Annotated in this window: 20 protein-coding genes; 9 read left to right on the top strand and 11 right to left on the bottom strand. The window is 69.1% G+C overall.

From position 1 onward, the window contains the following. Window positions 1-23: 23 nt before the first annotated feature. A complete protein-coding gene (locus ACFWUP_RS04785; RefSeq protein ID WP_379230743.1) occupies window positions 24-695 on the bottom strand; it encodes a TetR/AcrR family transcriptional regulator in 672 nt (223 codons plus the stop codon). 90 nt (window positions 696-785) lie between these two features. Here ACFWUP_RS04785 and ACFWUP_RS04780 point away from each other — a divergent pair, with 90 nt between their 5' ends. Further along, entirely contained in the window at window positions 786-2,279 is a 1,494-nt protein-coding gene (locus ACFWUP_RS04780) for an MFS transporter (protein WP_379230741.1), read from the top strand. Here ACFWUP_RS04780 and ACFWUP_RS04775 read toward each other — a convergent pair. Together ACFWUP_RS04775 and ACFWUP_RS04770 are read right to left on the bottom strand one after the other, a co-directional pair. Beyond that, window positions 2,276-2,653, bottom strand: coding sequence for a hypothetical protein (locus tag ACFWUP_RS04775; protein ID WP_379230739.1), 378 nt, complete (start codon window positions 2,651-2,653; stop codon window positions 2,276-2,278). The two genes, ACFWUP_RS04780 and ACFWUP_RS04775, sit on opposite strands and share 4 nt — an antisense overlap. Further along, window positions 2,650-4,407, bottom strand: coding sequence for a hypothetical protein (locus ACFWUP_RS04770; protein WP_379230738.1), 1,758 nt, complete (start codon window positions 4,405-4,407; stop codon window positions 2,650-2,652). Before ACFWUP_RS04770 ends, ACFWUP_RS04775 begins: the two co-directional genes overlap by 4 nt. A 127-nt stretch (window positions 4,408-4,534) precedes the next feature. Between ACFWUP_RS04770 and ACFWUP_RS04765 the strand changes: the two genes are divergently transcribed. The 3 genes from ACFWUP_RS04765 to ACFWUP_RS04755 are packed head-to-tail and all read left to right on the top strand — an operon-like array spanning window position 4,535 to window position 6,576. Further along, window positions 4,535-5,185, top strand: a complete 651-nt coding sequence (locus tag ACFWUP_RS04765) for an urease accessory protein UreF (RefSeq protein ID WP_379230736.1) — start codon at window positions 4,535-4,537, stop codon at window positions 5,183-5,185. A gap of 31 nt (window positions 5,186-5,216) precedes the next feature. After that, window positions 5,217-5,924 (top strand): urease accessory protein UreG, encoded by a 708-nt coding sequence (gene ureG / locus ACFWUP_RS04760; RefSeq protein WP_379230734.1) that lies wholly within the window; start codon window positions 5,217-5,219, stop codon window positions 5,922-5,924. After that, entirely contained in the window at window positions 5,914-6,576 is a 663-nt protein-coding gene (locus ACFWUP_RS04755; RefSeq protein WP_379230732.1) for an urease accessory protein UreD, read from the top strand. The genes ureG and ACFWUP_RS04755 overlap by 11 nt, the downstream gene beginning before the upstream one ends. A 59-nt stretch (window positions 6,577-6,635) precedes the next feature. Here the strand turns inward: ACFWUP_RS04755 and ACFWUP_RS04750 are convergent, their stop codons facing one another. From ACFWUP_RS04750 to ACFWUP_RS04735, 4 genes are all read right to left on the bottom strand, one after another. After that, entirely contained in the window at window positions 6,636-7,415 is a 780-nt protein-coding gene (locus ACFWUP_RS04750) for a hypothetical protein (protein ID WP_379230730.1), read from the bottom strand. 206 nt (window positions 7,416-7,621) lie between these two features. Next, window positions 7,622-9,043 (bottom strand): NAD(P)/FAD-dependent oxidoreductase, encoded by a 1,422-nt coding sequence (locus ACFWUP_RS04745; protein ID WP_379230728.1) that lies wholly within the window; start codon window positions 9,041-9,043, stop codon window positions 7,622-7,624. A gap of 79 nt (window positions 9,044-9,122) precedes the next feature. Further along, window positions 9,123-10,007, bottom strand: coding sequence for a tat pathway signal sequence (locus tag ACFWUP_RS04740; RefSeq protein WP_379230726.1), 885 nt, complete (start codon window positions 10,005-10,007; stop codon window positions 9,123-9,125). Between the two features lie 119 nt (window positions 10,008-10,126). Continuing rightward, complete coding sequence (locus tag ACFWUP_RS04735) at window positions 10,127-10,333, bottom strand: hypothetical protein (protein ID WP_379230724.1); 207 nt, start codon at window positions 10,331-10,333, stop codon at window positions 10,127-10,129. Between the two features lie 189 nt (window positions 10,334-10,522). Between ACFWUP_RS04735 and recC the strand changes: the two genes are divergently transcribed. The 3 genes from recC to recD all read left to right on the top strand — a co-directional run bounded on the left by recC (window position 10,523) and on the right by recD (window position 19,228). Next, a complete protein-coding gene (gene recC / locus ACFWUP_RS04730; protein WP_379230722.1) occupies window positions 10,523-13,858 on the top strand; it encodes an exodeoxyribonuclease V subunit gamma in 3,336 nt (1,111 codons plus the stop codon). Further along, entirely contained in the window at window positions 13,855-17,217 is a 3,363-nt protein-coding gene (locus tag ACFWUP_RS04725; protein WP_379230720.1) for a UvrD-helicase domain-containing protein, read from the top strand. Before recC ends, ACFWUP_RS04725 begins: the two co-directional genes overlap by 4 nt. A 109-nt stretch (window positions 17,218-17,326) precedes the next feature. After that, window positions 17,327-19,228 (top strand): exodeoxyribonuclease V subunit alpha, encoded by a 1,902-nt coding sequence (recD, locus tag ACFWUP_RS04720; RefSeq protein ID WP_379230718.1) that lies wholly within the window; start codon window positions 17,327-17,329, stop codon window positions 19,226-19,228. A 166-nt stretch (window positions 19,229-19,394) separates the two neighbouring features. Here the strand turns inward: recD and ACFWUP_RS04715 are convergent, their stop codons facing one another. The 3 genes from ACFWUP_RS04715 to ACFWUP_RS04705 all read right to left on the bottom strand — a co-directional run bounded on the left by ACFWUP_RS04715 (window position 19,395) and on the right by ACFWUP_RS04705 (window position 23,359). Then, a complete protein-coding gene (locus ACFWUP_RS04715; protein WP_379230716.1) occupies window positions 19,395-21,554 on the bottom strand; it encodes a DUF4153 domain-containing protein in 2,160 nt (719 codons plus the stop codon). A gap of 75 nt (window positions 21,555-21,629) precedes the next feature. Then, window positions 21,630-22,661: an ATP-binding protein gene (locus tag ACFWUP_RS04710; protein ID WP_379230714.1), complete on the bottom strand. Its 1,032-nt coding sequence runs from the start codon at window positions 22,659-22,661 to the stop codon at window positions 21,630-21,632. Then, complete coding sequence (locus tag ACFWUP_RS04705; RefSeq protein ID WP_379230713.1) at window positions 22,658-23,359, bottom strand: response regulator; 702 nt, start codon at window positions 23,357-23,359, stop codon at window positions 22,658-22,660. Before ACFWUP_RS04705 ends, ACFWUP_RS04710 begins: the two co-directional genes overlap by 4 nt. A 221-nt stretch (window positions 23,360-23,580) precedes the next feature. Between ACFWUP_RS04705 and ACFWUP_RS04700 the strand changes: the two genes are divergently transcribed. Next, entirely contained in the window at window positions 23,581-24,489 is a 909-nt protein-coding gene (locus ACFWUP_RS04700) for a DMT family transporter (protein ID WP_379230711.1), read from the top strand. On the opposite strand, the gene ACFWUP_RS04695 is transcribed toward ACFWUP_RS04700, so the two are convergent. After that, window positions 24,463-25,143 (bottom strand): TetR/AcrR family transcriptional regulator, encoded by a 681-nt coding sequence (locus tag ACFWUP_RS04695; protein ID WP_379230709.1) that lies wholly within the window; start codon window positions 25,141-25,143, stop codon window positions 24,463-24,465. The genes ACFWUP_RS04700 and ACFWUP_RS04695 overlap by 27 nt on opposite strands. Before the next feature lie 146 nt (window positions 25,144-25,289). Between ACFWUP_RS04695 and ACFWUP_RS04690 the strand changes: the two genes are divergently transcribed. Further along, window positions 25,290-26,864, top strand: a complete 1,575-nt coding sequence (locus tag ACFWUP_RS04690; protein WP_379230707.1) for a succinic semialdehyde dehydrogenase — start codon at window positions 25,290-25,292, stop codon at window positions 26,862-26,864. Window positions 26,865-26,879 lie beyond the last annotated feature (15 nt).

The raw sequence follows: 26,879 nt of genomic DNA, 5'->3' as shown, positions 1-26,879 counted from the left end.
GGCATGGTGATCTTGAAAGACCGTTAGGTGTGGCGGGCGGCGCGGGCGGCGAAGCCGTCGCAGAGGGCTTCGAGGCCTAGGAAGAGGAGGTCCTCGGAGGTGAGGTTGCTTACTCCGGCGCCTTCGAGGTCGGCCAGGGCCGGGGGCACGGGATGGGACGGGGTGCCTTCGAGGAGGTCGCGTAGGCCGTTGGTGTCGTCGGTGGCGGTGCGTTTCTCGGCGAGAAGCGCGCCGCCGACCACGGGCAGGCTGGCACCGGAGATGTAGTTCCAGATGGAGAATCCCATGGTGGTGGCCTCGCGGGCGGTCACATCGAGTTCGCGCAGGCCCTCGACCAGCCAGGCCAGGCTCGCCAGACCCTGCGGGCCGAAGCTGTAGCGGGGGACCGCGAAGGTCAGCAGCACCCAGGGGTGCTGCTGGTAGAGCTGCCAGTCGATCTCCGCGGCGATGCGGACCCGATCGCGCCAGGTCCAGCCCTTGCCGGTGGGATCGGGGTAGGGGTGGCGAGCGGCGATCTCGTCGGTCATGTCCGCGATGAGCTCGTCCTTGTTCGCCACGTGCCGATACAGCGACATGGTGCCGACGCCGAGGCGATCGGCGATGCGCCGCATCGACACCGCGTCGAGTCCGTCGGCGTCGGCGAGGGTGATCGCGGCGTCGACGATCGCGGTCCGGGTGAGCTTCGCCTCGGTCATCCCATGACTCGCTTTCTTAATACGACCTTCATGCGTACACTGTACCCATTCCCCGCGTACGGCGTACGCAAACCCTGAAAGGACGTCGGAATGACGAAGCTGGAACCGGCGGTGCCCACCGCAGTCGCCGGTGGACGCCGCGCATGGCTCGGACTGGGCGTGCTGCTGCTGCCGGTGCTGCTGGTGTCGATGGACATCTCGGTGCTCTTCCTGGCCATGCCGACGCTCACGGCCGACCTGGATCCCACTGCCTCCCAACAACTCTGGATCCTCGACATCTACGGGTTCCTGCTGGCGGGTCTGCTCATCACCATGGGTAACCTCGGCGACCGGGTCGGACGGCGCAACATCCTCCTGGCAGGCGCCGCCATCTTCGGCATCGCGTCGGTGCTGGCCGCGTTCGCGCCCACCGCGCCGATCCTCATCGCGGCCCGCGTTCTGATGGGCATCGGCGGTGCCACGCTGCTGCCGTCGAGCCTGTCGCTGATCTCCACCCTGTTCCCCGATGCCCGCGAACGGGCCACCGCGATCGGCGTATGGACCGCGTTCTTCGCAGGCGGCTCGGCCGTCGGGCCGATCATCGGCGGGGTCCTGCTGCACCACTTCTGGTGGGGCTCGGTGTTTCTCATCAATATCCCGGTGCTGGCGATTCTGCTGATCTTCGGGCCGATCCTGTTGCCCGAGCACCGTTCCGTCGCGCTCGGTCCGATCGACCTGCCCAGCGTCGCGCTGTCGATGGGCGGCATCCTGCCGTTGATCTACGGGATCAAACACATCGCCGCCGAGGGCGTGGACGCGGTATCGGTGGTGATCGCGATGATCGGTGTGGGGCTGCTGGTGTTGTTCGTGCGCAGGCAACGCCATCTCGCGGAACCGCTGCTGGACCTGTCGCTGTTCGCCCGGCCGCTGTTCCGGGTGGCGATCGGGGCCAGCATGGCCGGCATGATGTCGCTGGCGGCGATGAGCTACTTGACCAGCATCTATCTGCAGTCGGTGACCGGCCGTGATCCACTGGCCGCCGCGCTGCTCGGTATCCCGATGGCGATCGCGGTGTTCGTCTGCTCGATGAGCGGCGCGCGACTCGGGCTGCGGCTCGGGGTGCGGGCCACGTTCACCCTGGCGCTGCTGCTGTCGGCGATCGGCAACCTGATGCTGCTCGGTGTGGGTGTCGACGGTGGTCTCGGCTGGTACATCGCCGGCTCGGTGATCGCCGGTGTCGGCTACGGCTTCTCGTTCACCCTGGTCTCGGATGTCGCGGTGTCGGCGGTGCCCGCCGAGCGGGCCGGTTCAGCGGTCGGGATCTCCGAAACCAGTTTCGAACTCGGCAACGCCCTCGGCCTCGCCCTGCTCGGCTCGGTGGCCGCGCTGGTGTTCCGTTCCGGCGGCGACTTCGGCGAAACCCTGGGCGACACCCTCCACCAATCCGCAGGCAACGACGGCCTGATCCATGCGGCCCGCGAATCCTTCGTCAGCGGAATGCATCTCGCGACCACCTGCGGTGCGCTGCTGCTGATCGCGATGGCAGTGGCGGCCTGGCGCTCGGCCCGCTCGCCCGAGCCGGGCCACAGCGGGGTCGGCCACTAGGTCAAAGTCTGTACTCGCTCGAACAGGCCGACGATCTTGTCGAGGGTGCTCAGGTCGGTCAGTGCAGGCGGGATGCGGCGGTACAGCCTGGCCCAGCGGTTCGCGGCTCGCGGGAAGTCGGTGTCGAGGTCGTCGAGAACATCGTCGACGTCACCGGGTTCTGCGGCACCGTCGGATGGCATGGGTAGCTGCGCGCGCAGGGCGGACAATTCGCCGCGCAGCTGCTCCAGCAGCACGGCAATCTGGTCTCGGTCTCCGTCGGCATTGATTGTCACGCCGCCGTGGACGGCTCCGGAATTACCGGAGCCGCCGATGACTCCCGCGACGATATTGCCGCTGAGGTGGGTACCGGGGGTGGGGGAGTTCTCGGTCATGTCGATTCCTTGATCGGCTGTGCGGCGGGAATTCGGATATTGTCGGCATTGATGCTGCCCTGGTTGGCGGAGCCGCCGATATTTCCGGCGACAACCGTGCAGCCCTCCATTACGGTCGAGTTGTTGATCTGTGTCACCATCGCGTTGAACAACTCGGTGGAAATTCCGCGCGATGCGAGGAAGCGATGCATCGCGTCGAGTACGCGGCGCTCGAGTATTTTCAGGTATTGGTCGGAATCGGATGCCTGAAAGAAGGTGGGAAGTCGTCTACCTGCTCCTATCTCACGCACAGTGGACAGTGCGCCGAGGGCGTTGGCGGCTTGGGCGGGAGTAGTAGTGCGACCACGGCCGATGCCGTACGAGGCACGCACCCATCGCGCGACCTCGCCGACTCTCGCGGGAACCGATGTCGGCAACACGGCGAGGTCGCAGACAGCTTGCCACCCGGCGTGGAGATAGGGCCATCGCGGCGGAGTGTCGACCGTTCGGTACTCGGGCGCGACCGGCGGAAGCACGAAACCGCTCCACTCCACGTACAGTGTCCGACGCTCGTAGCCGATGTGTAGATAGCCTGCGACGGCCACCTGCTTCTCCCACGCGTCGAGACGGAAGCAACGATAGTGGCGGAGCCATTCGGGAGATCGGTTCAGCAGCTCGTCCCAGTAGGTATCACCGATAACAGGATTGCGGCCGTTGACGAGTTCGTTGACGAAGAACGACGCTTCGGGATAGTGCAGAAGTTGTCCCGCTGCGAGGAACGCGGCGTCGGAGATCTCCAATCCCGCGAATCGCTGACCGGGCGTGATATCTGGTGACTTCCTGATCCCGTCCACGTCATCGGCGATAAAATGTTGGAGGTCGGCAGCTGTGAATTCGGGAATGGGAACGGCGGGATCCACCGAATGCAGGTCGATTGCCTGGGACCAGGTGCGTACCCGTGCACCGGCCCCGACGAACGGACTCGCACCGCGATAGACGATCACATTGCGAGGTGTGGCGTGCTGGCGCAGGTGATCCTCGGCGGCGATCCGATGCAATCGGGCGGCGAACGGTCTGCAAGCCCGCGTGACGAATTCACGCGGCGGAGTGTTCGGGTGGAAATGTCCGAACTGGAAAAATCTGGTGACGATGTGCCACGGGAGATAACGCTGGATGAAAAGGGTTCCGACCAGTGCGATTCCGGCGATCGCGACCGCGGCGAGGCCGACAACGGCGAACAGTCCGGTGAACAGCCCCGAGACGTCGTCGGAGGATGAGCTGCCGTACGAGTCCGACGCGGGCTCGCTCATCGTCGAAGCGAAGAGCAGCAGCGCGACTGGGAAGCCGAGCATGAGGTTGAACAACCACATCAGTGGTAGCCAGGCCAACGCTGTAACGGCCCAGGACGGCCGGGTCGACCGGCGCGTCAGTAGGCGGGTCGACACTCGCCAGGCGAGCGCGGAGGACAGCCAGATAACGAGCAATATGCTGCCGAACATCGCCAGTACCGCGAGCAGTATCAGCAGCGCGACGTTGCTGATACTGCGCGCCTCCTGCGCGGCGACTGCCTCGCGCAGCACAATGTGGGCGCGCACACCTGGTGCCGGTGGGACCACGCGATGCGGTTCGGCCAGACACTCTTCGATGACGGCGTCGGCCAGTCGGGAATCCAGGTGTACCGCCGCGGCGAGGTAGCGGGTCGCCTCGTCATCGGGGTTGAAGCCGACGTTCGGCGGAGCGGCGTCGGATTTGGGAAGACTTGTGCCCGTGTTCACACTGGTGCCCCCTCGGCAGTGAATTGTCTTGCTGCCCAGAAGATACCAACGATGCGTGTGCTGCTGCCGGGTTCTCGTTCGGTGGCTCGGGCTGTAGGACATTGTGGCGCTCGCCTAGGATTGCCGGGTGCGAAACGGCGAAAATGCGGGACTGGCGATACTGCTCGCCTTGGCCGATTCGCGCCTGCCCATCGGTGGGCACGTGCATTCGGGCGGTGTCGAGGAAGCGGTGTCGTCAGGTTTGTTGCGCGACAACGCGAGTGTGGAGCTGTATCTGCGGCGCCGCGTCGCGACCTCGGGACTGGTGGCGGCTTCGCTGGCGGCCGCGGTCTGCGGCGGATCGCTCACACCCGAACGCGCGGAACTCGAAGCCGACGCCCGCACGCCGTCCCCAGCGGCCCGAGCGGCATCGCGCGCACAGGGCCGCGGACTGTTGCGTCTGGCGAAACAGCTGTGGCCGCACCATGATTGGGCCTCGGCGGGGCTGCGACCGCATCTGTCGACGGTGTTCGGCATGGTCGGTGCCGCCAGTGGGGTGAGCGCCGAACAGTTGGCCGGTGTTGTCGTCTACACGACGCTGACCGGCGCCGCGACCGCCGCGCAACGGCTGCTCGCCCTCGATCCCGCCGCCATCGCCGCGAGCACCATGCGCCTGGCACCCCTGTGCGACCGGATCGCCGCCGAGGCCGCCACCGGTCTCGCCGCGCTGTCCGATCCGCTGCAGGACGCCCTCGCCGAACGACACCTGGACCGCGACATGCCGCTGTTCGCATCCTGACCCCGAATATCCCGAGACGAATGGAGCCCCCATGCCTCCCCATCTGATCGATGGCGAACCGCACGATCACAGCCACGACCGGCCCAAGCGCGCTCGCGTCGCCGGTGAGGCGCTGCGCATCGGCATCGGCGGCCCGGTCGGCTCCGGCAAGACCGCGCTGGTCGCCGCACTGTGCAGGCAACTGCGCGACGAACTGTCCCTGGCGGTGCTGACCAACGACATCTACACCACCGAGGACGCCGACTTCCTGCGCCGCCACGCCGTGCTGCCCGACGAGCGCATCACCGCCGTGCAGACCGGTGGCTGCCCGCACACCGCCATCCGCGACGACATCACCGCCAACCTCGACGCCATCGACGACCTCGTCGCGGCCAACCCGCCGCTGGACCTCATCCTGGTCGAGTCGGGCGGCGACAACCTCACTGCCACCTTCTCCTCCGGCCTGATCGACGTGCAGATCTTCGTCGTCGACGTGGCCGGCGGCGACAAGGTGCCGCGCAAGGGCGGGCCCGGCGTCACCTTCTCCGACCTGCTCGTGGTGAACAAGACCGACCTCGCCCCGCTGGTCGGCGCCGACCTGAGCGTGATGGCCGGCGATGCCGCCAAGGTCCGCGAGGGCCGTCCCACCGCGCTGGTCTCGCTGACCGACGACCCGGCCGCCACCCCGGTCCTGGCCTGGGTGCGCGAACAACTGCGGATCGCCGCCGAACAGGACGCGGCCACCGGCGTTGCGCACTGAACTGAGCATCGTCGCCGCACCGGGCCGACTGCCCCGCATCGACGCGGTCGGCGGCCTGGCCGGGCGGCACACCGGCATCGACACCGTGCACCTGATCGGCACCGCGGCCACCCCGCTCGGCGGGGACGAACTCGACATCACCATCCTCGTGCGCCCCGGCGCGCGGCTGGTGGTGCGGTCGGTGGCGGCCACGATCGCGCTGCCCGGCGGGGCCACCCTGTTGTCGAATGCGCACTGGCACTTCGAAGTCGGGGAAGGTGGCGAACTGGATTTCGATCCGGAACCCACGATCGTGGCCGGTGGCGCACACCATCATGTGGTGACCACGGTGCAGGTGGCGCCCGATGCGCGGCTGCGGTTGCGTGAACGGGTGCAACTGGGCCGCAGCGGCGAAGACGGCGGCGGGTGGCGCGGTGATCTGCTCGCCGACCTCGGCGAGGTGCCGTTGCTGCGGCATCGGCTGGAACTCGGGGCGGGTTCGTCGACCGATGATCGGCTCACGGCGCCGCGGTCGCTCGACAGCGAACTGGTCTACCCCGACGATCGTCCGGCCTGGTCGGCCAGTGTCGACGAGGTTCGGTTGCCGCTGGCCGCCGGCGGCTCGCTGTCCACCCGTACGAGCACTCGACTCCACGCGATAGCCCAGGGATAGCTGAGAAAATACCGGTGGGAGCCGGGCGCGAGGCCCGACTCCCACCGCTGGGAAATCGATCAAGCGTTGACGAGCTCGGCCACCGGCTCGGCGGCCTCGGGAACCATCCCGCGAGGCGGCGCGAGGAACGCATCCGCCGCGCCCACCGCCGCACCGATACCGGCGCCCGCGATGGTGATCGGAATCGACACGGCCATGTACGCGGCCATGCCACCCAGGATCGGGCCGGCGACCAAGCCGATCGGCAGCAGCGGAATACCGGCGACGAGCCCGGCCAGCGCACCACCGGTGCTGGCCATCATCGCGAACGGCATCGCCACGGTGGAACCGACCGCCGCGCCCCTGGCAGCCGAACCGATGGTCTCGGAGGCGATCCGGTCCGAGCGGCTGCGCTCGAGCCCGACCGAGTCGAGGAACGTCGCCAGATTGGCCTCGGTATTGGCCGCAGCGTCGTTGATATGGATCGAGGTGTCCACCGGCACGAAATCCGGCACCGGAACCAGCTGGTCACCGAAGCGGAACTGCCCCGGCGGCGGCAGGATCGGCGGCACCGGCGCGACCGCGGTCGGTGCGTGCAGCGGACCCACCGGGGACAGGTAGTCCGTTTCCGGACCCGTCCGCGACCAGGCCAGCGAGCTGCGGGTGTTCGCGGGCATCGGCTGGCCCACGTACGGGGTGGCGTTGGGCGCCACCGCGTCGAACTCCGGTCCGGCCTGATTCTCGGGCTGGGTCACCGCCGCCTGCGCGGGATCGGCATTCGCGGTGCCCGTGCCGATCAGGGCCATGACCAGGGGTACCGCTCCGGCAGCGACGACCGAACCCACCTTCTGTCGCTGCAAGTTCGGCGCCCTGTGTTTCCCCGTCGCCATAGATCACCTTTCATCCTGGGGATTGGTCACACATATGACCTCCGACATTCGCCACCGGGCTCGACTCGGATGGGTCCGAAACGTCGGTAACCCGCAATATCGGTCTGCGGAAAGGTAACCGGCACGAGAAAGGCCGGGCGGTTCGACGGAACCACCCGGCCTTCGACAGAGCTGTGTCAGCCGATCTTGCGCTGTTCGGCGGTGAGCGGTTCGGCCGAGGCAGGCGGTGCGCCGACATCGGCCGCGAGTTCCTTGGCCTCCGCCTGATCGGCGTTGACCTCCTCGATCGCCAACCGCGCGAAGATCCACTGTTCGGTCGCCGCCATCTGACCGCGGTTGCGGCCGAGGAACGACACGAACCAGCCGATCACGGTCACGATGCGGCTGCGGTAACCGACCAGGTAGTACAGGTGCAGGGCCAGCCAGGCGAGCCAGGCGAGGAAACCGCTGAACTCGAGCTTGCCGATCTGGCAGACCGCGTCGAAGCGCGAGATCGTGGCCATCGAGCCCTTGTTGAAGTACTTGAACGGCTTGCGTTCGGTGGGGGTCTGGCCGTGCAGCCCGGCCTTGATCGCCTTGGCCGCGTAGGTCGAACCCTGGATGGCGCCCTGGGCCTGACCGGGCACGCCGGGCACCGACATCAGATCGCCCACCACGAACACGTTCGGATGACCCTTGACGGTGAGGTCGGGCTCCACGATGACGCGACCGGCCCGGTCCACCTCGGTGCCGTCGGACCGCTCGGCGATCATCTTGCCCAGCGGGCTGGCCTGCACGCCCGCCGACCACACCTTGCAGGTGGCCTCGATGCGGCGGGTGGTGCCGTCGGCGTCCTTGACGACGACGCCGTTGGCGTCGACATCGGTCACCATGGCGTTGAGCTGGATCTCCACGCCCATCTTCTCGAGCCGCTTGGCGGCCTTGGCGCCCAGCTTCGGGCCCATCGGGCCGAGCACCGCGCCCGCGCCCTCCAGGAGGATGACGCGTGCGTCACGGGGGTCGATGGTGCGGAAGGTGCCGTCGAGGGTGCGGTCGGCGAGTTCGGCGATCTGCCCGGCCAATTCGACGCCGGTCGGGCCGGCGCCGACGACGATGAACGTCATCAGCCGGTCGCGCTCTTCCTGGGTGGTGGCGAGTTCGGCCTGCTCGAAGGAGCCGAGGATGCGCGCGCGCAGTTCCAGGGCGTCGTCGATGGTCTTCATGCCGGGCGCGTAGGTGGCGAAGTGGTCGTTGCCGAAGTACGACTGCTGGGCGCCGGTGGCGACGATCAGGCTGTCGAAGCCGGTGACAGTGTCGCGGTTGAGCAGGCGCGAGGTGACCTTTTTGTTCGCCAGGTCCACGTCGACCACATCGCCGAGCAGCACCTGCGCGTTCTTCTGCTTGCGCAGGACAAGGCGTGTGGCCGGGGCGATTTCGCCGGTCGAGAGGATGCCGGTGGCCACCTGGTAGAGCAGCGGCTGGAACAGGTGGGTCGACGTCTTGGAGATGAGCGTGACGTCGACATCGGCTCTGCGCAGATGCCGGGTACCGAACAAACCGCCGAACCCGGAACCGATCACCACTACGTGGTGCCGCTTCCCGACAGACTCAGTGCTCATCGTCGCGCTCCTCGACAGACTGGGGCGGACCCCGCGGTGGTGGTGTTGGACAAGATCGACAATACGCCCAGAGCGGGGTTCAGCGACCCGCGAGAAGGAGTTCGGCCACGCGTGTGTCGGTCTCGGCGCCCTCGGTGTAACCGCCCGCCGCGCCGAGCGCGTTCATGATCGACAGCGTGTACCGCTCGCCGTCGCCCGCGACACCGACCGAGTTGACCACCCAGCCGTCGGCCTCGGCCGACCAGCCGTTCTTCAGGCCGGGACGCATCTTCGAACCCGCGCCCCACACACCCCAGTGCTGGTTGGAGTCGACCGAGCGCATCCTTTCGAGCAGGTAGGCGAGATCGTCGGGGTGCATGGTGTCGAGGATGGTGTTCATCAGCCGGTCCAGATCAGCGGCGGTGCACTTCTGGAACGACCAGTCCGGGAACAGCGCGGTCGTGGTGGGCTGCGGGATCAGGCTGACCATGCCGTAGGCGCGGAAGGCGTTGTTGTAGGCCATCCGGTCGAAGCCGATGTACTTGTTCCACAGCACGTCGGTGGCGTGGTCGTTGGAGGTGGCCAGCATCGCTTCGATATTGAAGCGGTCGTCGGGCGAGAGGCCGATGGCGCCGACGCGGGCCCGGTTGAGCAGGTCGGCGGCGATGGCCAGCTTGATCGTGGAGGCGGTCCAGACCTGGTTCTCGGCGTGTTCGTTGGCATAGACGCCGCCGGTCAAGCGGTCGCGCACCACATAGCCGACGACGCCGGGGCGACCGGCGAGATAGGCGTCGGCCCTCGCGATCCGGGCGCTCATATCGGCGTCGAAGCCGGGCACCGAGACCTGGGTCAACGCAGGGGGCGCGGCAAGGGCAGGGGCGACGAGAACGGGGACGCCCGGAGTGAGGGCGGCCGCGGCGGCGAGCAGGCAGGCAGTCGCTGCGACTCGGGAAACGACACGGGTGGAAGGAGAACGGTCACGCACGATGGACCACACTCGCACACCGAACGCCGCAATGCACAAATTCGCCGCAAATCCGGCACCCGCCACGACGACGCACGCGCACGCTCGCTCAGCGTTGTTGCGGCGCAGCGCAATTACCCTCAGTGATGCGCGGCGTGCGGGGTGGCGATGGCGCAGCCGTTGAGCCGATGGCAGTGCTCGAACGCCTCCCCGTGCCGGTCCAGCGGCCACGAATGCAGCACCTGATCAGGCCCGTAGCGCCGGGAGTTGATCAACTCCCAGCGCGCGCCTGCTCGGCGGACGATGAAACCGCCACCGGGAACCAGGGGAAACACCTGCGCGATCATGAAACGAAACCAGCCTTTCGCCCGCGGCCGTACTGTCCCACCCGAACCGCAACGATCCCACGGCGTCGATCGTGGGTGCCGCAGGCGTGGCCGGGACGCTGTGCGGTGTGGCGTATTTCACTGACCCGGTTCAGTGGTGGTCGCGGGGCCGCGCGATTGCGGGTCGGTCGCTGGGCGTATAAACAACGGATGCCGTTGCACCTCCATCGCGCCGAACGCGCCGACGCGCTGGCCGACGGATTGGGGCGTTTGCTGGGGGATGTTCCCGCCGATCCATTCGTCGCCGAAGTGGTGGCGGTGCCGGCCAAAGGGGTGGAGCGGTGGTTGGCGCAGCGGCTGTCGGGTGTGCTGGGGGTTGGTGCGCGGGGCGACGGGATCGCCGCGAATATCGCGTTTCCGTCCCCGGCCGCGCTCGTTGCCGAGGTGCTGGCCGGAGCGAGTGGTGTGGCGCCCGCCGACGATCCGTGGGCCGGTCAGCGCGTGGTGTGGACCCTGTTGCGGGTGATCGACGAGGTCGCCGACGAATCGTGGGCGGCGGTGCTGGCGCGTCACCTCGGCCTCCCACGAACGGACCACCGCCTTGGCAGGCGCTACTCCACCGCCGCGCACCTCGCCGCGCTCTTCGACTCCTACGCCGCGCAACGCCCGCAGGTGCTCCTGGACTGGGCCGCAGGCGCGGACACCGACGGCGCGGGTGGGCCGGTCCCCGACGATCTCGCCTGGCAGCCGCGGTTGTGGCGAGCGTTGCGCGCCGCGGTGGACGCGCCGAGCCCCGCCGAACGACTCGCCGACGCCTGCGCCCACCTGCGCGCCGATCCCGGTTCGATCGACCTGCCCGACCGTCTGTCGGTGTTCGGCCTCACCCGCCTGCCTGCCGACCAACTGGCCGTCCTCACCGCCCTGGCCGCCCACCGCGCCGTGCACCTCTGGTTGGCACACCCGAGCCCGGCCATGTGGACCGCGCTCAGCGATGCTCGGGCGGTCGCTGATGGTGCGACCGTTCGTCTCCGCGCGGACGACCACACTGCGGATCTGGTTTCGCACCCGTTGCTTGCTGGGCTGGCCCGGGATGTGCGGGAGCTGGAGCTGTGTCTGAATCCGGTGCTGGACAGCGACATTCACCTCGCCGGGGAAACCGGCGCGGACACCCTGCTCGGTGCAGTGCAGGCCGCCGTCCGTGCGGATCGTGTCCCCGAGATGGGCGCGACGCCGGACGGCAGTGTCGAGGTCCACGCGTGCCACGGCCCGGCACGGCAGGTGGAGGTGTTGCGGGATCTGCTGCTCACCACCTTCGCGGCGGACCCGACCCTGGAACCGCGTGACGTGCTGATCATGTGCCCGGATGTCGAGGCGTTCGCGCCGCTGGTGCGGGCGGCGTTCGGGCAGCGCGGGTCAGGGGTGGACCTGCCGACCGAGGGCGAACATCCCGCGCATCAGTTGCGGGTGCGGCTCGCCGATCGCGGGCGCGCGGTGACCAACCCGATGCTGGCGGTGGTGATCGAGCTACTGGAACTGGCCGACGGTCGCGTCACGGTGACGCAGGCGCTCGAACTGGCAGCGAGCGAAACTGTGCGCCGCCGTTGTGGTTTCGACGACGATGACATCGAACGGTTGCGCGAGTGGGCGGCCGAATCGGGTGCGCGGTGGGGGATCGGGCAGCGTCAGCGCGAGGCGTTCGGTCTCGCCGACTTCGCCCAGAACACCCTCAACGCCGCGGTCGACCGCATTCTGCTCGGTGTCACGGCCGACGAATCCGGCGACGACTGGCTCGATCTGGCGCTGCCCCTCGACGATGTCGACTCCAACGACGTCGATCTCGCGGGCCGCTTCGCCGAGTTCATCGACCGGCTCGCGGTCTGCCTGCGCGACCTGCGCGGCCCGCGACCCGCCGCCGACTGGACCACCGTGCTGCTGCGGGCTGTCGAACTGCTCACCGATGTGCCCGACGCGCACTCGTGGATCCGCACCGAAGCGCGCCGCGAGATCGTCGCCGCCACCGAACACGCGGGCGACACCCCGCTGCGTCTGGCCGACGTGTCGGTCCTGTTGACCAGTCGCCTGGCGGGCGGTCCCGGCCGTGCCAATTTCCGCACCGGCGAACTCACCGTGTGCACCCTGGTGCCGATGCGGTCGGTGCCGCACCGCGTGGTGGTGCTGCTCGGCCTCGACGACGATGTCTTCCCCCGACCGGGCAGTATCGATGGCGACGATCTGCTGGCCCGCGACCCCCTCCTGGGCGAGCGTGACGCGCGCAGCGAAGACCGTCAGCTCCTCCTGGACGCCATCATGGCGGCCGGTGACAGGCTGCTCGTTCTGCACACGGGCGCGGACCCGGTCACCGGCGCGGTCCGCCCGCCCGCCGTGCCGGTCGCCGAACTCCTCGACGTGCTCACCACCCACGTGGGTCCGGCGGCGATGGACGACGTCCACATCCGGCACCCGCTACAGGCCTTCGACCGCCGCAACTTCGCCCCCGCGAATCCGCGAAGTTTCGACACCGTCGCCCTGGCCGGCGCACGCGCCGCCGCTCGTCCGTCGAAGCCGCGCCCGCCACTGCTTGCCGCGCCGTTGCCGCCCGGTCCCGTCACCGATGTCGCACTGGCGGAACTGATCTCGTTCGCCGAGCACCCGGTGCGCGCGTTCCTGTGGCAGCGACTCGGTCTTCGGGTGCCCGAGGAATCCGAGGACATCGCCGATCAGCTCCCGATCGAACTCGACGGGTTGGCGAAGTGGGATCTGGGCGAACGGATGCTGACCGCCCGGCTCACCGGCGCCGACCCGGCCGGTCTGCGAGCGGCCGAGTGGCGTCGAGGTACGTTGCCGCCCTTCGGTTTCGGCGCCAAGGTGCTCGACGAGGTGGAAGGCACCGTCGACACTCTCGTCCGCACCGCGCAAGCCGACTACGAGGCGCCGCCGCGTGCCGTCGACATCGCCATCGACCTGGGTAACGGCCGCACCCTCGCGGGTACCGTCCCCGAGGTCCGCGGCGAAACGCTGGTGCGCACCACCTACTCCCGGCTCGCACCGAAACACCGTCTCGCGTCCTGGGTTTCGCTGCTCGCGCTCGCCGCCACCGAAGACCGATCGTGGCAGGCGATCAGCACCGGGCGCGGGCAATTTCGCAGCCGTCCGGTGGCCAGGTCGGTGATCACGGCACCGGAAGCGCCTGCCGCACTGGAGATCCTGCGCGACCTCGTCCGGTTGCGCGATGAGGGACTGTGCGAACCACTGCCCTGCGCGCCCACCGCCACTGCCGCCTATGCCGAGCGCCGCTTCCGCGGTGACAGCGTCGCCGACGCCCTGCTCGCCGCCGAACACGCCTTCGACGGCGGCCAGAACGGACCGGACAAGTTCGGCGACCACACCGACCGCTACCTGCGTTATGTCTGGGGTCGCGCACCCCGATTCGACTGTCTCGCTGCCGAATCCAACCGACCTGGCGAACCGGAGAGCAACCGGTTCGGTGCCCTCGCACGCCGCTGGTGGGCGCCGCTGCTCGCCGCCGAAAGTCAGGGGCAGCCGTGACCGGGACCGTCTCGGCGCCGACCGCGTTCGACGCGACCGGTCCGCTGCCTCAGGGCACCACCGTGCTCGAGGCCAGCGCGGGCACCGGTAAAACCCATGCCATCGTCGGGCTCGCGGTCCGGTACGTTGCCGAGGCAGGCATCGGAATCACCGAATTGCTGCTCGTCACGTTCAGCCGGGCCGCCACCCAGGAACTGCGTGAACGCACCAGGGACCGGTTCGTCACGGTGGCGACCGCGCTCGCCGAGCCCGACACCGCGCGCCACCACCAGGACGAACTCGTCCGTGCGATGGCCGATACCGACCCCGCGACCGTGCGGCTGCGCAGACACCGATTGCTCACCGCCCTTGCCGATTTCGACGCCGGGACCATCGCCACCACGCACTCGTTCTGTCAGCGGATGCTCGACGAACTCGGCCTGGCCGGTGAACACGATCCTGGCGCCCGGCTGGTGGAATCGGTGGACGACCTCGTCGCCACCGTCGCCGACGACCTGTACCTGGCCCGCTACGCCCGCGACGGCGCCCCGTTCACGCTGCGCGACGCCCACACCCTCGCGCTGGCGGCGGTCCACGACCGGCACGCCGACCTGGCGCCGCGCACCGACGGTGCGGCAGGCGAGCGAGTCGCCTTCGCCACCGCCGTGCGCGTGGAAACCGAACGCCGCAAACGCCGGGCGGGACTGCGCGATTTCGACGATCTGCTCGTCCTGCTGCACGACGTGCTGGCCGACCCCGACCATGGGCCACGCGCCTGCGCCCGGATCCGGCAGCGGTACCGGGTCGCGCTGGTCGACGAGTTCCAGGACACAGATCCCCTGCAGTGGGACATCCTGCGCCTGGCATTCCACCAGCACGCCACCCTCGTGCTGGTCGGCGACCCGAAGCAGGCCATCTACGCCTTCCGCGGCGCCGAAGTGCTCAGCTACCTCGACGCCGTGGCACTGGCGGATCGACGCAGCGAACTCACCCGCAATTGGCGCAGCGACGCCGGACTGTTGCGCGCCATCGACCACCTGTGCGGCGGCGCCGAACTGGGCCACCCCGAGATCAGCGTGTACCCGGTGACGCCGACACGGCCTGCGACACGCTTGCACGGCGACCCGGACGTGGTCACTCCGCTGCGCCTGCGGGTATTGCCGCGGACCGGGGCAGGCCCGCGCAATCGGTCGGGGTTCCCGTCGGTGGGCAGGCAGCGGGCCAAGGTCGCCGACGACCTGGCCGCCGATATCGTCACCCTGCTCGAGTCCGGCACCACGATCGACGCCAAACCTGTTCGTGGGGGTGATCATTCGCTCAGCGAGGTCGGCGACGGCCGGGTGCGCAGGCCGATCGGGCCCGGCGATATCGCGGTGCTGGTGCGAACCCGCTCTCAAATCGACGTGGTGCGAACGGCTTTGGACCGGGTCGGGGTCGCCTCCGTGCTGGCCGGTGGAACCAGCGTGTTCGCGACCGTCGCCGCCACCGACTGGCTGTGGGTGTTGCGGGCACTGGAACAACCGCATCGTGGTGACCGGGTGCGCCTGGCCGCGTGTACCCCGATCCTCGGGGTGAGCGCCGCCGAAATCGACTCCGGCGGTGCGGATCTCGTCGGCCGGGTCTCCACCCAGCTGCGCGAGGCAGCCCGCCTGTTCGCGCGTGCCGGTTTCGCCGCCGTGTTCGACAAACTCGCCACCGAAACCGATCTCGCGCCGCGCCTGCTCGCGGTGGACAACGGCGAACGCGAACTCACCGACCTGCGCCACATCGCCCAGCTGCTCGACGAGGTCGCCCTGGCCGAGGGGCTGGGTCTGACCGCGCTCACCCGCTGGCTCGCCGACCGGGTGCGCGAGCCGGAGGCGGGCAGCGTCAGCGGTCGAAGCCGCAGGCTCGATCGCGACGCCGCGGCGGTGCAGATCGCCACCGTGCACGCCAGCAAGGGCCTCGAATTCCCGATCGTCTACCTGCCTTTCACCTGGGACAGCGCCAAGAATCCGTATCCGGCGACACTGCTGTTCCACGACGACAACGGCACCAGGGTCCTCGATATCGGCGGTAAGGAGGCGCCCGGCTACAGCGAGCGCCAATTGCGGTGCGAGGCAGAGGAATCGGGGGAGGAGCTGCGGCTTCTCTACGTGGCACTCACCCGGGCGATGTGCCAGGCGGTCGTCTGGTGGGCGCCCGCGGTGACCACCGGCGCCGCGCCGCTGCACCGCATGATGCTGGGGCGGCGTCCGGATTCGGCGCAGGTACCACGTCGGGCGGAGATTCCCGCCGACACCGCTGCGGCGCAACGTATTTCCGAGTGGGCGTCCGCCGCTTCGGAGGTGATCTCGGTGACCATGGTCGATCGTCCCGACGATGTGGCGCCCCGGCGGGTGCGCACCGAACTGCCGACCGGTGAACTGGCGGCGGCGGGGTTCAATCGCGCGCTCGACCAGCAGTGGCGGCGTACGTCGTATTCGGCGCTCACCGCTGGAGCGCACGAGGCGCCGGGCGTCAGCGACTCCGAACCCGAGGACGGACCCGGCCCCGACGACGAGCCGACGCAGGCGCCGATCGATGCCGTCACCGACAGCACGGCCGCGCCGTCGTTGATGAACGACCTGCCCTACGGTGCCGAGTTCGGCACGCTGGTTCACAGCGTTCTCGAAACGGTCGACACCTCGGTGCCCGACCTCGCCGCCGAGGTCCACCAGCGGTGTGTGGCAGCGGTCGAGCACACGATGGCCGAACTCGATATCGACGTGCTCTCGACCGCGCTGCTCGAAGTACTGCGCACCCCAGCCGATTTCGGCTCCCTCGCGGCGATCGCGACCCGGGACCGGCTCAACGAACTCGAATTCGAACTGCCGCTCGGTGGTGGTGACACGCCCGGCCCGCACTCGGCCGGAATGCACGCCATCGCGACCCTACTGCGCACCCACCTGCCCGTCGACGACGATCTCGCCGGCTACGCCGATCATATTGCGGCACTGCCCGATACGGTGCTGCGCGGGTTTCTCACCGGCAGCATCGACGCCGTGCTGCGCGTGCCCGACGGAACAGGCGAGCTCCGGTATCTCATCGTCGACTACAAGACCAACCGCCTCGGCACCGGCGACCTCACCGTCGAGCACTACCGCCGCGACCACATGGTCGCGGAGATGATCCGCTCGCACTATCCGCTGCAGGCGCTGCTGTATGCCGTGGCGCTGCACCGGTATCTGCGCTGGCGGTTGCCGGGATACGACCCCGCTCGCCATCTGGGTGGTGCCAGGTACCTGTTCGTGCGAGGAATGATCGGTGCGGCGACGCCGCCGGGGCACGGTGTCTTCGATTGGTACCCGTCCGCGGAACTCGTTGTCGCGCTGTCGGATCTGCTCGCGGGGGAGCTATGAGGGCCGCTCCGAGCCGAATTCGCCACAGTGTCGTTCGCGATTGTCGGTCGGCTGGTGGCCGGTATGCGGCGCGACGGCGACCGGTGCTGACGACGGAGAGGCACCGACCATGACGTCTATTCAGGTGGCGCAGCGGGGGACCGGGCTGCTGCGGGTGTTCAACGAAGCCGGTGTGTTGTCCGCGGCGGATGTGCATGTCGCGGTGCGGTTGGGTCGGATGGGTCGCGAGGACAGCGAGGACGTGCTGTTCGCCGCGGCCCTGGCGGTGCGTGCGGTGCGGTCGGGCTCGGTGTGTCTCGAGCTGGCGCGGATGCGGGAGATCGGCATCGACGCCGACGAAACCCGGGACAACGCAACGGGAATCGACCCGGCGACGCTTCCGTGGCCGGACACCGATCGGGTGCTGTCCGCCCTGCGCCGGAGTCCGCTGATCTGCGGTGGGCAGTCCGGTCCGCTGCGCCCGCTGCGTATCGTCGAAGCCGATGCCGAGGGTGGCGCGCTGCTGTACCTCGACCGGTACTACCAGCAGGAACAGACCCTGCGGCGCGTGCTCACCGAACGCAGCGCCGACCACCCCGTGATCGACACCGAACTCGTTCGCGCACAACTGGATCGGCTCTTCGCCGACCCGCTCGGCGACGGACCCGATCGGCAACGCCTGGCCGCCGCCCTCGCCGCGACCCACTGGACCACCGTCGTCGCCGGCGGCCCCGGCACCGGCAAAACCCACACCATCGCCCGCATCCTGGCCCTGCTCACCGCCCACCGCAGCGCATCACCCAAGTTGCCCGCGCTGCGCATCGCCCTCGCCGCCCCCACCGGCAAAGCGGCGGCGCGCCTGCAGGAAGCGGTGCGCGAACAGGCCGCCGAGCTGGGCCTGCCCGAACTCACCGCCTCGACCCTGCACCGCCTCCTTGGCTGGCAACGTGGCCGCACCACCCGCTTCCGCCACCACGAACACAACCGCCTGCCCTACGACGTCGTCGTGGTCGACGAGACCTCGATGGTGTCGCTCACGATGATGAGCCACCTCTTCTCGGCGCTGCGCCCCGACACCCGCCTGATCCTCGTCGGCGACCCCGACCAGCTCGCCTCGGTCGACGCGGGCGCGGTGCTGGCCGACCTCGTCGCAGGCCCGGTGAGCGGCGCAACCGATCCCGCGCTCGGCGAGGTGCTCGATGTCGAGGGATCGTCGGTGGATCCCGCAGCGGCGCAGGCGCTGACGGCTCTCGAGCAGCGGCGGTTGCAGGGCGGGATCGTGCGTTTGACCCGGGGAAGGCGATTCGGCGGGCGCATCGCCGACCTGGCGGTGGCCGTTCGCGCGGGCGATGCCGATGCGGCGCTGGCGATTCTGCGGGCGGGCGGCGACGATGTGTCGCTGTGCGGGCCCGATGACATCCGTGCTGTGCGGGCGGACGTGACCACCGCTGCCCTCGCCGTCACGGCGGCCGCGGAAGCAGGCGACGCGATCGGCGCGCTGACCGCGCTCGAATCCCACCGACTGCTCTGCGCGCACCGCCAAGGCCCGTTCGGTGTCGAACGCTGGGATCGGATGGCGGCCGAATGGGCTGCCGCCGGTGGCGCGGGACCCGAAGGGCCGCAATCGGTCTGGTACCCCGGCCAGCCCCTGCTGGTCACCGCCAACGACCACGAGGCCCGGATCTACAACGGGGACACCGGCGTCATCATCCGCCGCCCCGACGGTTCCCTGCGCGCCGCACTGCAGCGCGGTAGCGAGCCCTACCTCGTCCATCCCACCCAATTCCCCGCCGTGGTCACGGTTTTCGCCATGACCATCCACCGCAGCCAGGGCAGCCAGTACGACACGGTCTCGGTCGTCCTGCCCGAACCCGAATCCACCCTGCTCACCAGGGAACTCCTCTACACGGCCATCACCCGAGCGCGCTCGCACGTCCGCATCATCGGCACCGAGGAGTCCATCCGCGCCGCGATCGGCCGCCGCGTCCTGCGAGCCAGCGGGCTGTCGAGAACTGTTGCGCCGCAGGGGTAGTGAAGTTCGGGCGACGACAGCCGCCGTCAGCAGGGTTCGCGGTCCCGAGATGCCAGGCACTCGAATGGCGGGAACAGGGGAACTTGCAACCCCCGCCTCCACCTCGTTCGGCCCAGCGATGGAGCCCTCCGCGGTCGCCGTGGTGGACGAACGCGGAGGGCGACCGTCAGCGAGCTGAGCTGCGGGACCAGTTCCACGACCACCAGTGGTCGTCGTCCAGGTCGCGCAGGACGGCGTCCTTGATCTGCATGCGCAGGAACGGGTCCTGCAGGCCGTCGAGGGCGGGCAGGATGTCGGGGGAGAGGGTGCCCAGGTAGTCCGCGTCCAGGCGCTTGCTGGTGGACCAGCGGTCGATATTGCGTTCGGCGACAAGGTGTTCGGGGTTGATCGCGGCGAGAGCGATCAGGGTCGCCAGGGCCGTCCCGATCGCGGCACGCGGCACCCAGGTCCACCGCAGTCGCGCTACGGCGGCCAGCACGAGAATGTAGACGAGGCCGACCCAGAGTTCGCACATGGTCACCAGCAGCCGGAGCACGGTGAACCCGTAGGCCTGCTGGTAGGTCCACATCCGGCCCAGCGCCGAACCGACGATGACCAGCGCCAGCACACTCACCGCGCTCAGCAGCACCCGCAACGACAGGCGATCGGCGGCGGTTTCCTGCTTCGACCAGTGCAGGACCGCGACGATCACGGCCAGCGTCAGAATGCTCACCGCCGACAGCTGCCAGAACCCGCTGCGCGCGTACTCGGCGTAGGTCAGACCCGCCGTGCGCTGCACGTAATCGTCGCCACCGAACAGGGCAACGAACTGGGCGCCGACGAACACCGCGAACAACACGGTCAACGCGCCCACCGGCAGCATCCACTCACTACGCGACCAAAGGCGCACCGGCCGAACCGAATCCGCTGCTCGTGCCGGCGGACCCGCGAGCAGATACAGCGCGCCGAGCACACCCACCGTGACGACCACGAACAGGAAGATCCACTGCCATGCCGCCGGCCCGTCCACCTTCGGCACGAGCCCGTTCAACATCTTCGCGAACGTGGCGTCCGCCCCGCCGAGCAGCGGCACGAACACCACCAGCAACGCCGCCGTCGCAGCGATGGAAACCCCGTACCGCCGCACAGTGGAGCTCCCCACCGACCGCGACTCCCGCAGCCCCGAAAACGCCCACGGCACCGCCCCGAACGAGGCCAACGGCACCGCGAACATGTCGTGCGCGATCCCCCGCACACTCCGCCGCCCCAACACCGCCAGCGACCCGGCCACACACGCCGCGATCACACACAACACGAACAGCCACCCGGCGGCCCGCACGGTCCCCACCCCGAGCAACACCAGCGCCGCCGCGGCCCACCAGACCCGATCACCGATCGAAACAGAGTGGGGGACAGACTCATTCGGCGCCACGGTCTTGTTCGCCGACATGGCCTCGTCCGTCGACACGGCCTTGTTCGCGGACACAGCGCTGTTCGGCGCAGGTGCCGTCGCCGAACCTGTCTCGGCGGAGTCGGTCTGCGAGAGTGTCGCCGCTCCGGCAGGTTCACCTTCGGCAGGCGCCTTCACCGCGCCGATGTCGCCCGCCGACGAATCAGGAGTATTCGCAACACTTCTCACGGACTCGGCACCGTTGTCGGTCGGGTCGTCGTGAACCGCCGCCCGCTCACTCTCGGTATCGGCTGATCGCGACATGACCGTTTCGCTCGTGGGCGCGGCATTGTCGCCCGGAACGGGGTCCGCCGTACGGCGCGAATCGGAGTCTTCCGTGGCAGCCGCGACCTCGTCCGCTTCGGACCCACCGCGATACCGGGCTCGGTAGTCGACCGCGACGAGCGCGCCGGTGATGGCAGTACCCGCGATGAGCCAGCCGATACCGGGACGGTCCACCGGAATGACCGTGGCACCGACGATGCCGGCCAGCGCCGCGGCGGGCAGGACACCGGGTGGGCGCGCGACGCACTGCCATCGTTTCGGGACCGGCGGTAGCGGAGGCGGCATCGACGGTAGCGGCGTCGACCGCACGGACGATCCGGACTTGGCCACCGCCGCCGCGTTCGGCCATGCCGCGGCCGTCCACCCCGGCGTGCCCGGCTGGACGGCACCGCTCGTGCGCCGCTCGGCGAGCAATGTCGTGACCGGCACCGTGCCGTCGGTGGCCGGCGCGACGGGAGTTGTCGTGTCAGGTGCCGGGGTGAGTACCGCGGTCGCCTGAGTGCCGGAACTCGTCTCACCGCCGCCCGTCTGCGAGGTTTCGGCTGCGGGTTTCGGCGTCTCGGTAGCACTCGGCGCAGGCTTGGGTGCCTCGGGTATCGGCTTGTCGGACATGGTGTTTCCCCTCCTGGAGGTGTGCGGATATGCCCCGGGACCGAAGTGCCGGGAGAGTGCGTGTGGATGTGGAGGTCAGCCCGTGGGCAGGACGACGCGGATGCGGGAGCCGGGGTCGGCGACGGCGATGGTGCCGCCGTGCAGGTCGATGACCCAGCGGGCGATGGCGAGGCCGAGGCCGGTGCCGCCGCCCTCGGTGCGACCACCCCGGGTGAAACGGTCGAAGACGGTGGCGCGCTCGGCTTCCGGGATGCCCGGGCCGTCGTCCTGGATTTCCAGGACCGTGCCGTCGGGTCCCGTCGAGGCCGAGACCCGCACCTCGCCGCCGGACGGGCCGTGCCGTGCGGCGTTGTCGAGCAGGTTGAACAGCACCTGATGCAGTCGGGCACGGTCGGCGAACACGCATCCGTCGGTCGGCGCAACGGCCGTCGTGAACCGAACACCACGTCCGAGCGCGGCGGTCATCACCTCGGCTTCGGCGATCACCTCCGCCAACAGTGGTGCCAGCGGCAGGGTTTCACGATCCAGGGTGAACGCGCCCGCTTCGATGCTGGACAGGTCGAGAAGTTCGGAGACGAGCAGGCCGAGCCGCTCGGTCTGTGCGAGAGCGGTCCGCAGCGTCGCCGGATCGGGCTCGCTCACCCCGTCGACCAGATTCTCGAGCACGGCGTGCAGCGCGGTCACCGGCGTGCGCAGCTCATGGGACACATTGGCGATGAGGTCGCGACGTTGCCGGTCGGCGGCGGCCAGGTCGGCGGCCATCTGGTTGAACGCGGTCGCGAGCTGCCCCACTTCGTCGCGTGAGGAGGCGCGCACCCGAAAGCTGTAGTCGCCGTGGGCCATCTGCCGCGCGGCCGCCGTCATCTGCCGCAGCGGACGGGTGATCCCGTGCGCGAGGAACTGGGAGGTGATCAAGGCGATCCCGAACGCGGTCGCCGTGGTCAGCGGCGGCAACCAGCCGATCTGCCACCGGAAATACCCGAACGCGACACCACCCGAGCACAACATCAACACGGCCAGTTTGAGCTTGATCGACCGCAGCCGGTCCAGCGGACGCGGCAGCACATCGGCGATGCGATCCATCAACGTCACCGTGCGATCGGTCATCGCGCGTCCAATGCGTACCCGACACCGTGCACGGTACGGATGAGATCGGCACCGAGCTTGCGCCGCAACGCTTTCACGTGCGAATCCACCGCCCGCGTCCCCGCCGCATCGGACCAGTCCCAGATGTCCTCCAGCAGTCGCTCTCTCGCGAGCACCGCCCGCGGACGTTGCGCGAGCCGCGTCAGCAGGTCGAATTCCAGTGGGGTGAGCCGTGCTTCGGTATCACCGCGCCACACCCGCCGCTCCGCGAGATCGATCCGCAGATCACCGACGACGATGCTGTGGTCACCGCGCTCGGCAGCCCGGTCCACCCGCCGCAACAGCGCGTGCACGCGGGCGGCGAGCACCCGCATCGAGAACGGCTTGGTGAGATAGTCGTCGGCGCCGACCCCGAGCCCGATGAGCTGATCGGTCTCGTCGGTGCGCGCGGTGAGCATGAGTACAGGCACGGGCCGCTCGGCTTGAATCCGGCGGCACACCTCCAGCCCGTCGAACCCCGGCAACATGACGTCGAGGACCACCAGATCGGGTTCGCCCGCCAGCGCCGCCGCCACCGCGGCCGGACCGTCGTGTGCCAGGTCGACGGTGAACCCCTCGGCCCGCAACCTCGCGGCCACCGACTCCGCGATCGTCACCTCGTCGTCGACCACCAGGATCCGGCGTGCCGCCTGTCCTGTCCCGCCCCCACTGATTTCCATGGTGCGACCCTAGCGAGCCCGTGTGGAGGGTTATGTCGCCAAATGTGGAGATTGTGTGTGGAGTACAGTGGCGGCGTGCACAACTGCTTCCGTTCCACCCCGCCGCCCGCCTCCTGAGCGAGGTGCCCCGCGGCGCGTGATCAACGCGCCGGTGGTTTCGGTATGTAGTCGTGCACCTCGCTTCTCGCGACCCCTTCACCTTCTGTCGCAGGAGCACACCCATGTCTGTTTCGCTGTCCGCCCGCGTCGGCACAGCTGATCTCGTCATCGCCGGAATTCTCTGGGGGACCGGCGGCCTACTCGGCACCCTCGTCCAACGTTCGACCCACCTGTCCCCGGTGGCGGTCGCCGCCGTGCGCTTGGCCGTCGGCGGGTTACTGCTGGTGGGACTGTGCGTCCTCACCCGCAGAGCCATCCCGCGTGATGCCCCCGCCTGGCGGCGCATCGGGGCGACAGCCGTTCTCGCGGCGGTGTTCCAGGGCTGCTATTTCGGCGCGGTCGCCCTGTCCTCGGTGAGTCTGGCGACGCTGATCACCATCGGAATGTCGCCGGTCGTGGTCGCCGTACTCGAACATCTCACCGGTAGGCGAGCACTCGATCGCACCCGGGCGCGCAGCATCGCCCTCGCCGTCGCCGGTCTCGCACTGCTGGTCGGCACACCAGGAGCGGGCGGGTCAGGGGTGCTGTTCGGTGCGGCCCTGGCACTGGCCGCCGCCACCGCGTTCGCCGTGCTCACGGTGATCGCCGCGGTCCCGGTCCCCGGCCTCGACCCCGTCACCAGCACCGGAATCGGCTTCAGCGCGGGCGCGATGCTGCTCGCCGTCCCGGCGGCGGTCACCACCACCTCGATCGACATCACCGCGCCCGGCCTGCTGGGCGTGCTCGCCCTCGGACTGTTCCCGACGGCCATCGCCTACACGCTCTATTTCCGTGGCCTCACCGCGGCGGGCGCGGGCACCGGCGCACTGCTCGCCCTGCTCGAACCGCTCACCGGCACGGTGCTGGCAGTGGTGTTCCTCGATGAGCGGCTCGGCGTCGCGGGCTGGATCGGTGCGGTGCTGCTCGCGGTCGCCCTGCTCACAGCCGCCGACGAACCCGGATCGCTACAGGTCAGGGAACAGGCCGGGTAGTTCCATCGCGTAGGCGAGATCGTCGCGAGTGCCCAGGGTGACCAGCAGGACGCGGATCATGGTCACCCTGGCCTCCGACGCCAGCACGGGATCGGGATCGCTGCCCGGTTCGCTGCCCATGGTGAGCCGGTAGACGACGTACTCGCACACGTGCAGCGCCGCGTCCATGTCGAGGGGCGCGGGGACCGGGCGGCCGAGGTCGCCGAACGTCTTGCGCACCAGATCGCGGATATCGTCGAGCGCGCGTTCGCGGTAGGCCGACACGACCGAGCCGGGGTCGTGCAATTCGGCGAACAGTGGTCGCAGCATCGGCCCGTGCCCCCGCGCCCAGTCCATGTAGGCATCGATCAGGCGGATACCCAGCTGCACCGGCTCGTCGGTGCCCGCGAGGGCTTCGCGGATCCCGCCGACGAGGCCGTCGTTGGACACGTCAAGGACGGCGTGCAGCGGCTCGGACGCATTGCCGAAATAGCGGTAGAAAGTGGGCCTGGCCAGCCCGGCCTCTTCGATGATCTGGGCGACGCTCAGGCCACGCGACCCGTTGCGCGCGAACACCGCGGCTGTCGCCTCGACGATCCGGGCGCGGACCTCGTCGGCCTGCTCCTGGGTCTGCGGCGGGCGCCCGCGACGCACCGCGGTCGAGTCCTCGGTCATCGCGCCTCCCTCACCGTCACTGCTCGCGCACTGAAAGCTTGACACGAACCAGGGCGCTGGCATTAATCTAACACTAGTGTTCAGTAAATAATCTGAACGTGCGCGACTGTTGCGCGCGATCCATCTGTTGAGGAGAAGGGCCGACAATGACGACCGCCCCCGAGCTGACCGCCGAACCCACCGCGCTGCCGACCGCCCTGGTCAAGCCCCTGTTCGATCGCGGAGTCGCCGGTGGTGCGCCGTCGGTCGAGATCTTCGCCCCGGCCACCGGCCACAAGATCGGCGACCTGCCGCAGTCCTCGGTCGACGACATCGAGCGCGCCTTCGCCGTCGCCCGGCACGCGCAGCGCGACTGGGCCAAGGTGAGCGTCAAGCAGCGCGCCGAGATCGTGCGCCGCTTCCACGACATCGTGCTCGCCGAGCAGGACACCATCCTCGACATCGTGCAGACCGAGACCGGCAAGTCCCGCCCGCACGCCTTCGACGAGATCGCCGACGTCGCACTGAACGCGCGCTACTACGCCACCGTCGCACCCAAACTGCTCGCCGACCGCAAGCCGCGCGGCGTGCTGCCGGTGCTCACCTCGGTCGAGGTGCACAACCGGCCCAAGGGCGTCGTCGCGGTCATCTCACCGTGGAACTACCCCCTCGCGCTGGCCGCCTCCGACGCCCTGCCCGCCCTGATCGCGGGCAACGCGGTCATCGCGCGCCCTGACAACCAGACCGCGCTCTCGGCGCTGTGGGCCATCGACGCCGCTGAGCGCGCGGGCCTGCCGCGCGGGCTGTGGCAGGCGGTGCTCGGCCGTGGTCGCGAGATCGGTGGCGACGTCATCGCGCGCGCCGACTACGTCGACTACACCGGTTCCAGCGCCACCGGCCGCACCATCGCCCAGCAGGCCGGTGAGCGCCTGATCGGCTACTCCCTCGAGCTCGGCGGCAAGAACCCGCTGCTCGTACTGGCTGACGCCGATGTCTCCAAGGCCGCGAAACTGGCTGTGCGCGCGTGCTTCTCGTCGGCCGGTCAGCTGTGCGAGTCGATGGAACGCATCTACGTCGACGCCTCGGTCTACGACCAGTTCGTCGCCGAATTCGTCGGCAATGTCAAGAACATGTCGCTCGGTGGTGAACTCGACTACAGCCGGGACATGGGTTCGCTGACCTTCCCGCGTCAGCTCGCCACCGTCAGCGAGCACGTCGACGACGCGGTCGCCAAGGGCGCCAAGGTGCTCGCCGGTGGTCGCGCCCGCCCGGATCTGGGCCCGTACTTCTACGAGCCGACCGTGCTCGCCGATGTGAAGCCGGGCATGACGGTCTACCGCGAGGAGACCTTCGGCCCGGTCGTTTCGGTGTACAAGGTCGACTCCGACGACGCCGCCGTCGAGGCAGCCAACGACACCGCCTACGGCCTCAACGCCAGCGTGTGGAGCCGGGATGTGAACCGCGGCAAGGAGGTCGCCGCCCGGATCAACGCCGGTTCGGTGAACGTGAACGAGGGCTTCAGCGCCGCCTGGGGCAGCATCGACGCGCCGTCGGGTGGTCTCGGCATCTCCGGTCAGGGTCGTCGCCACGGTCCCGAGGGCCTGCTGAAGTACATCGACACCCAGACGATCGCTGTCCAGCGGCTCATGCCGATCGCGCCGCTGCCCGGCATGTCCGAGCAGATGTGGGCCAAGACGATGACGCTGGTTTTCGGTGTCATGAAGACACTGCGCCAGAAGTAGCAGAACACGAGCAGG

It is taken from the genome of Nocardia sp. NPDC058658, from assembly GCF_042716665.1.
In the GTDB taxonomy this organism is placed as follows: Bacteria; Actinomycetota; Actinomycetes; order Mycobacteriales; family Mycobacteriaceae; genus Nocardia.
This window is presented reverse-complemented; position numbering and strand designations above follow the sequence as displayed.

Excerpts from the sequence above, each read along its gene's own strand:
- ACFWUP_RS04785 (WP_379230743.1), bottom strand. The coding sequence starts at position 695 with ATGACCGAGGCGAAGCTCACCCGGACCGCGATCGTCGACGCCGCGATC.
- ACFWUP_RS04780 (WP_379230741.1), top strand. The coding sequence starts at position 786 with ATGACGAAGCTGGAACCGGCGGTGCCCACCGCAGTCGCCGGTGGACGC.
- ACFWUP_RS04775 (WP_379230739.1), bottom strand. The coding sequence starts at position 2,653 with ATGACCGAGAACTCCCCCACCCCCGGTACCCACCTCAGCGGCAATATC.
- ureG (WP_379230734.1), top strand. The coding sequence starts at position 5,217 with ATGCCTCCCCATCTGATCGATGGCGAACCGCACGATCACAGCCACGAC.
- ACFWUP_RS04745 (WP_379230728.1), bottom strand. The coding sequence starts at position 9,043 with ATGAGCACTGAGTCTGTCGGGAAGCGGCACCACGTAGTGGTGATCGGT.
- ACFWUP_RS04735 (WP_379230724.1), bottom strand. The coding sequence starts at position 10,333 with ATGATCGCGCAGGTGTTTCCCCTGGTTCCCGGTGGCGGTTTCATCGTC.
- recC (WP_379230722.1), top strand. The coding sequence starts at position 10,523 with ATGCCGTTGCACCTCCATCGCGCCGAACGCGCCGACGCGCTGGCCGAC.
- recD (WP_379230718.1), top strand. The coding sequence starts at position 17,327 with ATGACGTCTATTCAGGTGGCGCAGCGGGGGACCGGGCTGCTGCGGGTG.
- ACFWUP_RS04715 (WP_379230716.1), bottom strand. The coding sequence starts at position 21,554 with ATGTCCGACAAGCCGATACCCGAGGCACCCAAGCCTGCGCCGAGTGCT.
- ACFWUP_RS04710 (WP_379230714.1), bottom strand. The coding sequence starts at position 22,661 with ATGACCGATCGCACGGTGACGTTGATGGATCGCATCGCCGATGTGCTG.
- ACFWUP_RS04705 (WP_379230713.1), bottom strand. The coding sequence starts at position 23,359 with ATGGAAATCAGTGGGGGCGGGACAGGACAGGCGGCACGCCGGATCCTG.
- ACFWUP_RS04700 (WP_379230711.1), top strand. The coding sequence starts at position 23,581 with ATGTCTGTTTCGCTGTCCGCCCGCGTCGGCACAGCTGATCTCGTCATC.
- ACFWUP_RS04695 (WP_379230709.1), bottom strand. The coding sequence starts at position 25,143 with ATGACCGAGGACTCGACCGCGGTGCGTCGCGGGCGCCCGCCGCAGACC.
- ACFWUP_RS04690 (WP_379230707.1), top strand. The coding sequence starts at position 25,290 with ATGACGACCGCCCCCGAGCTGACCGCCGAACCCACCGCGCTGCCGACC.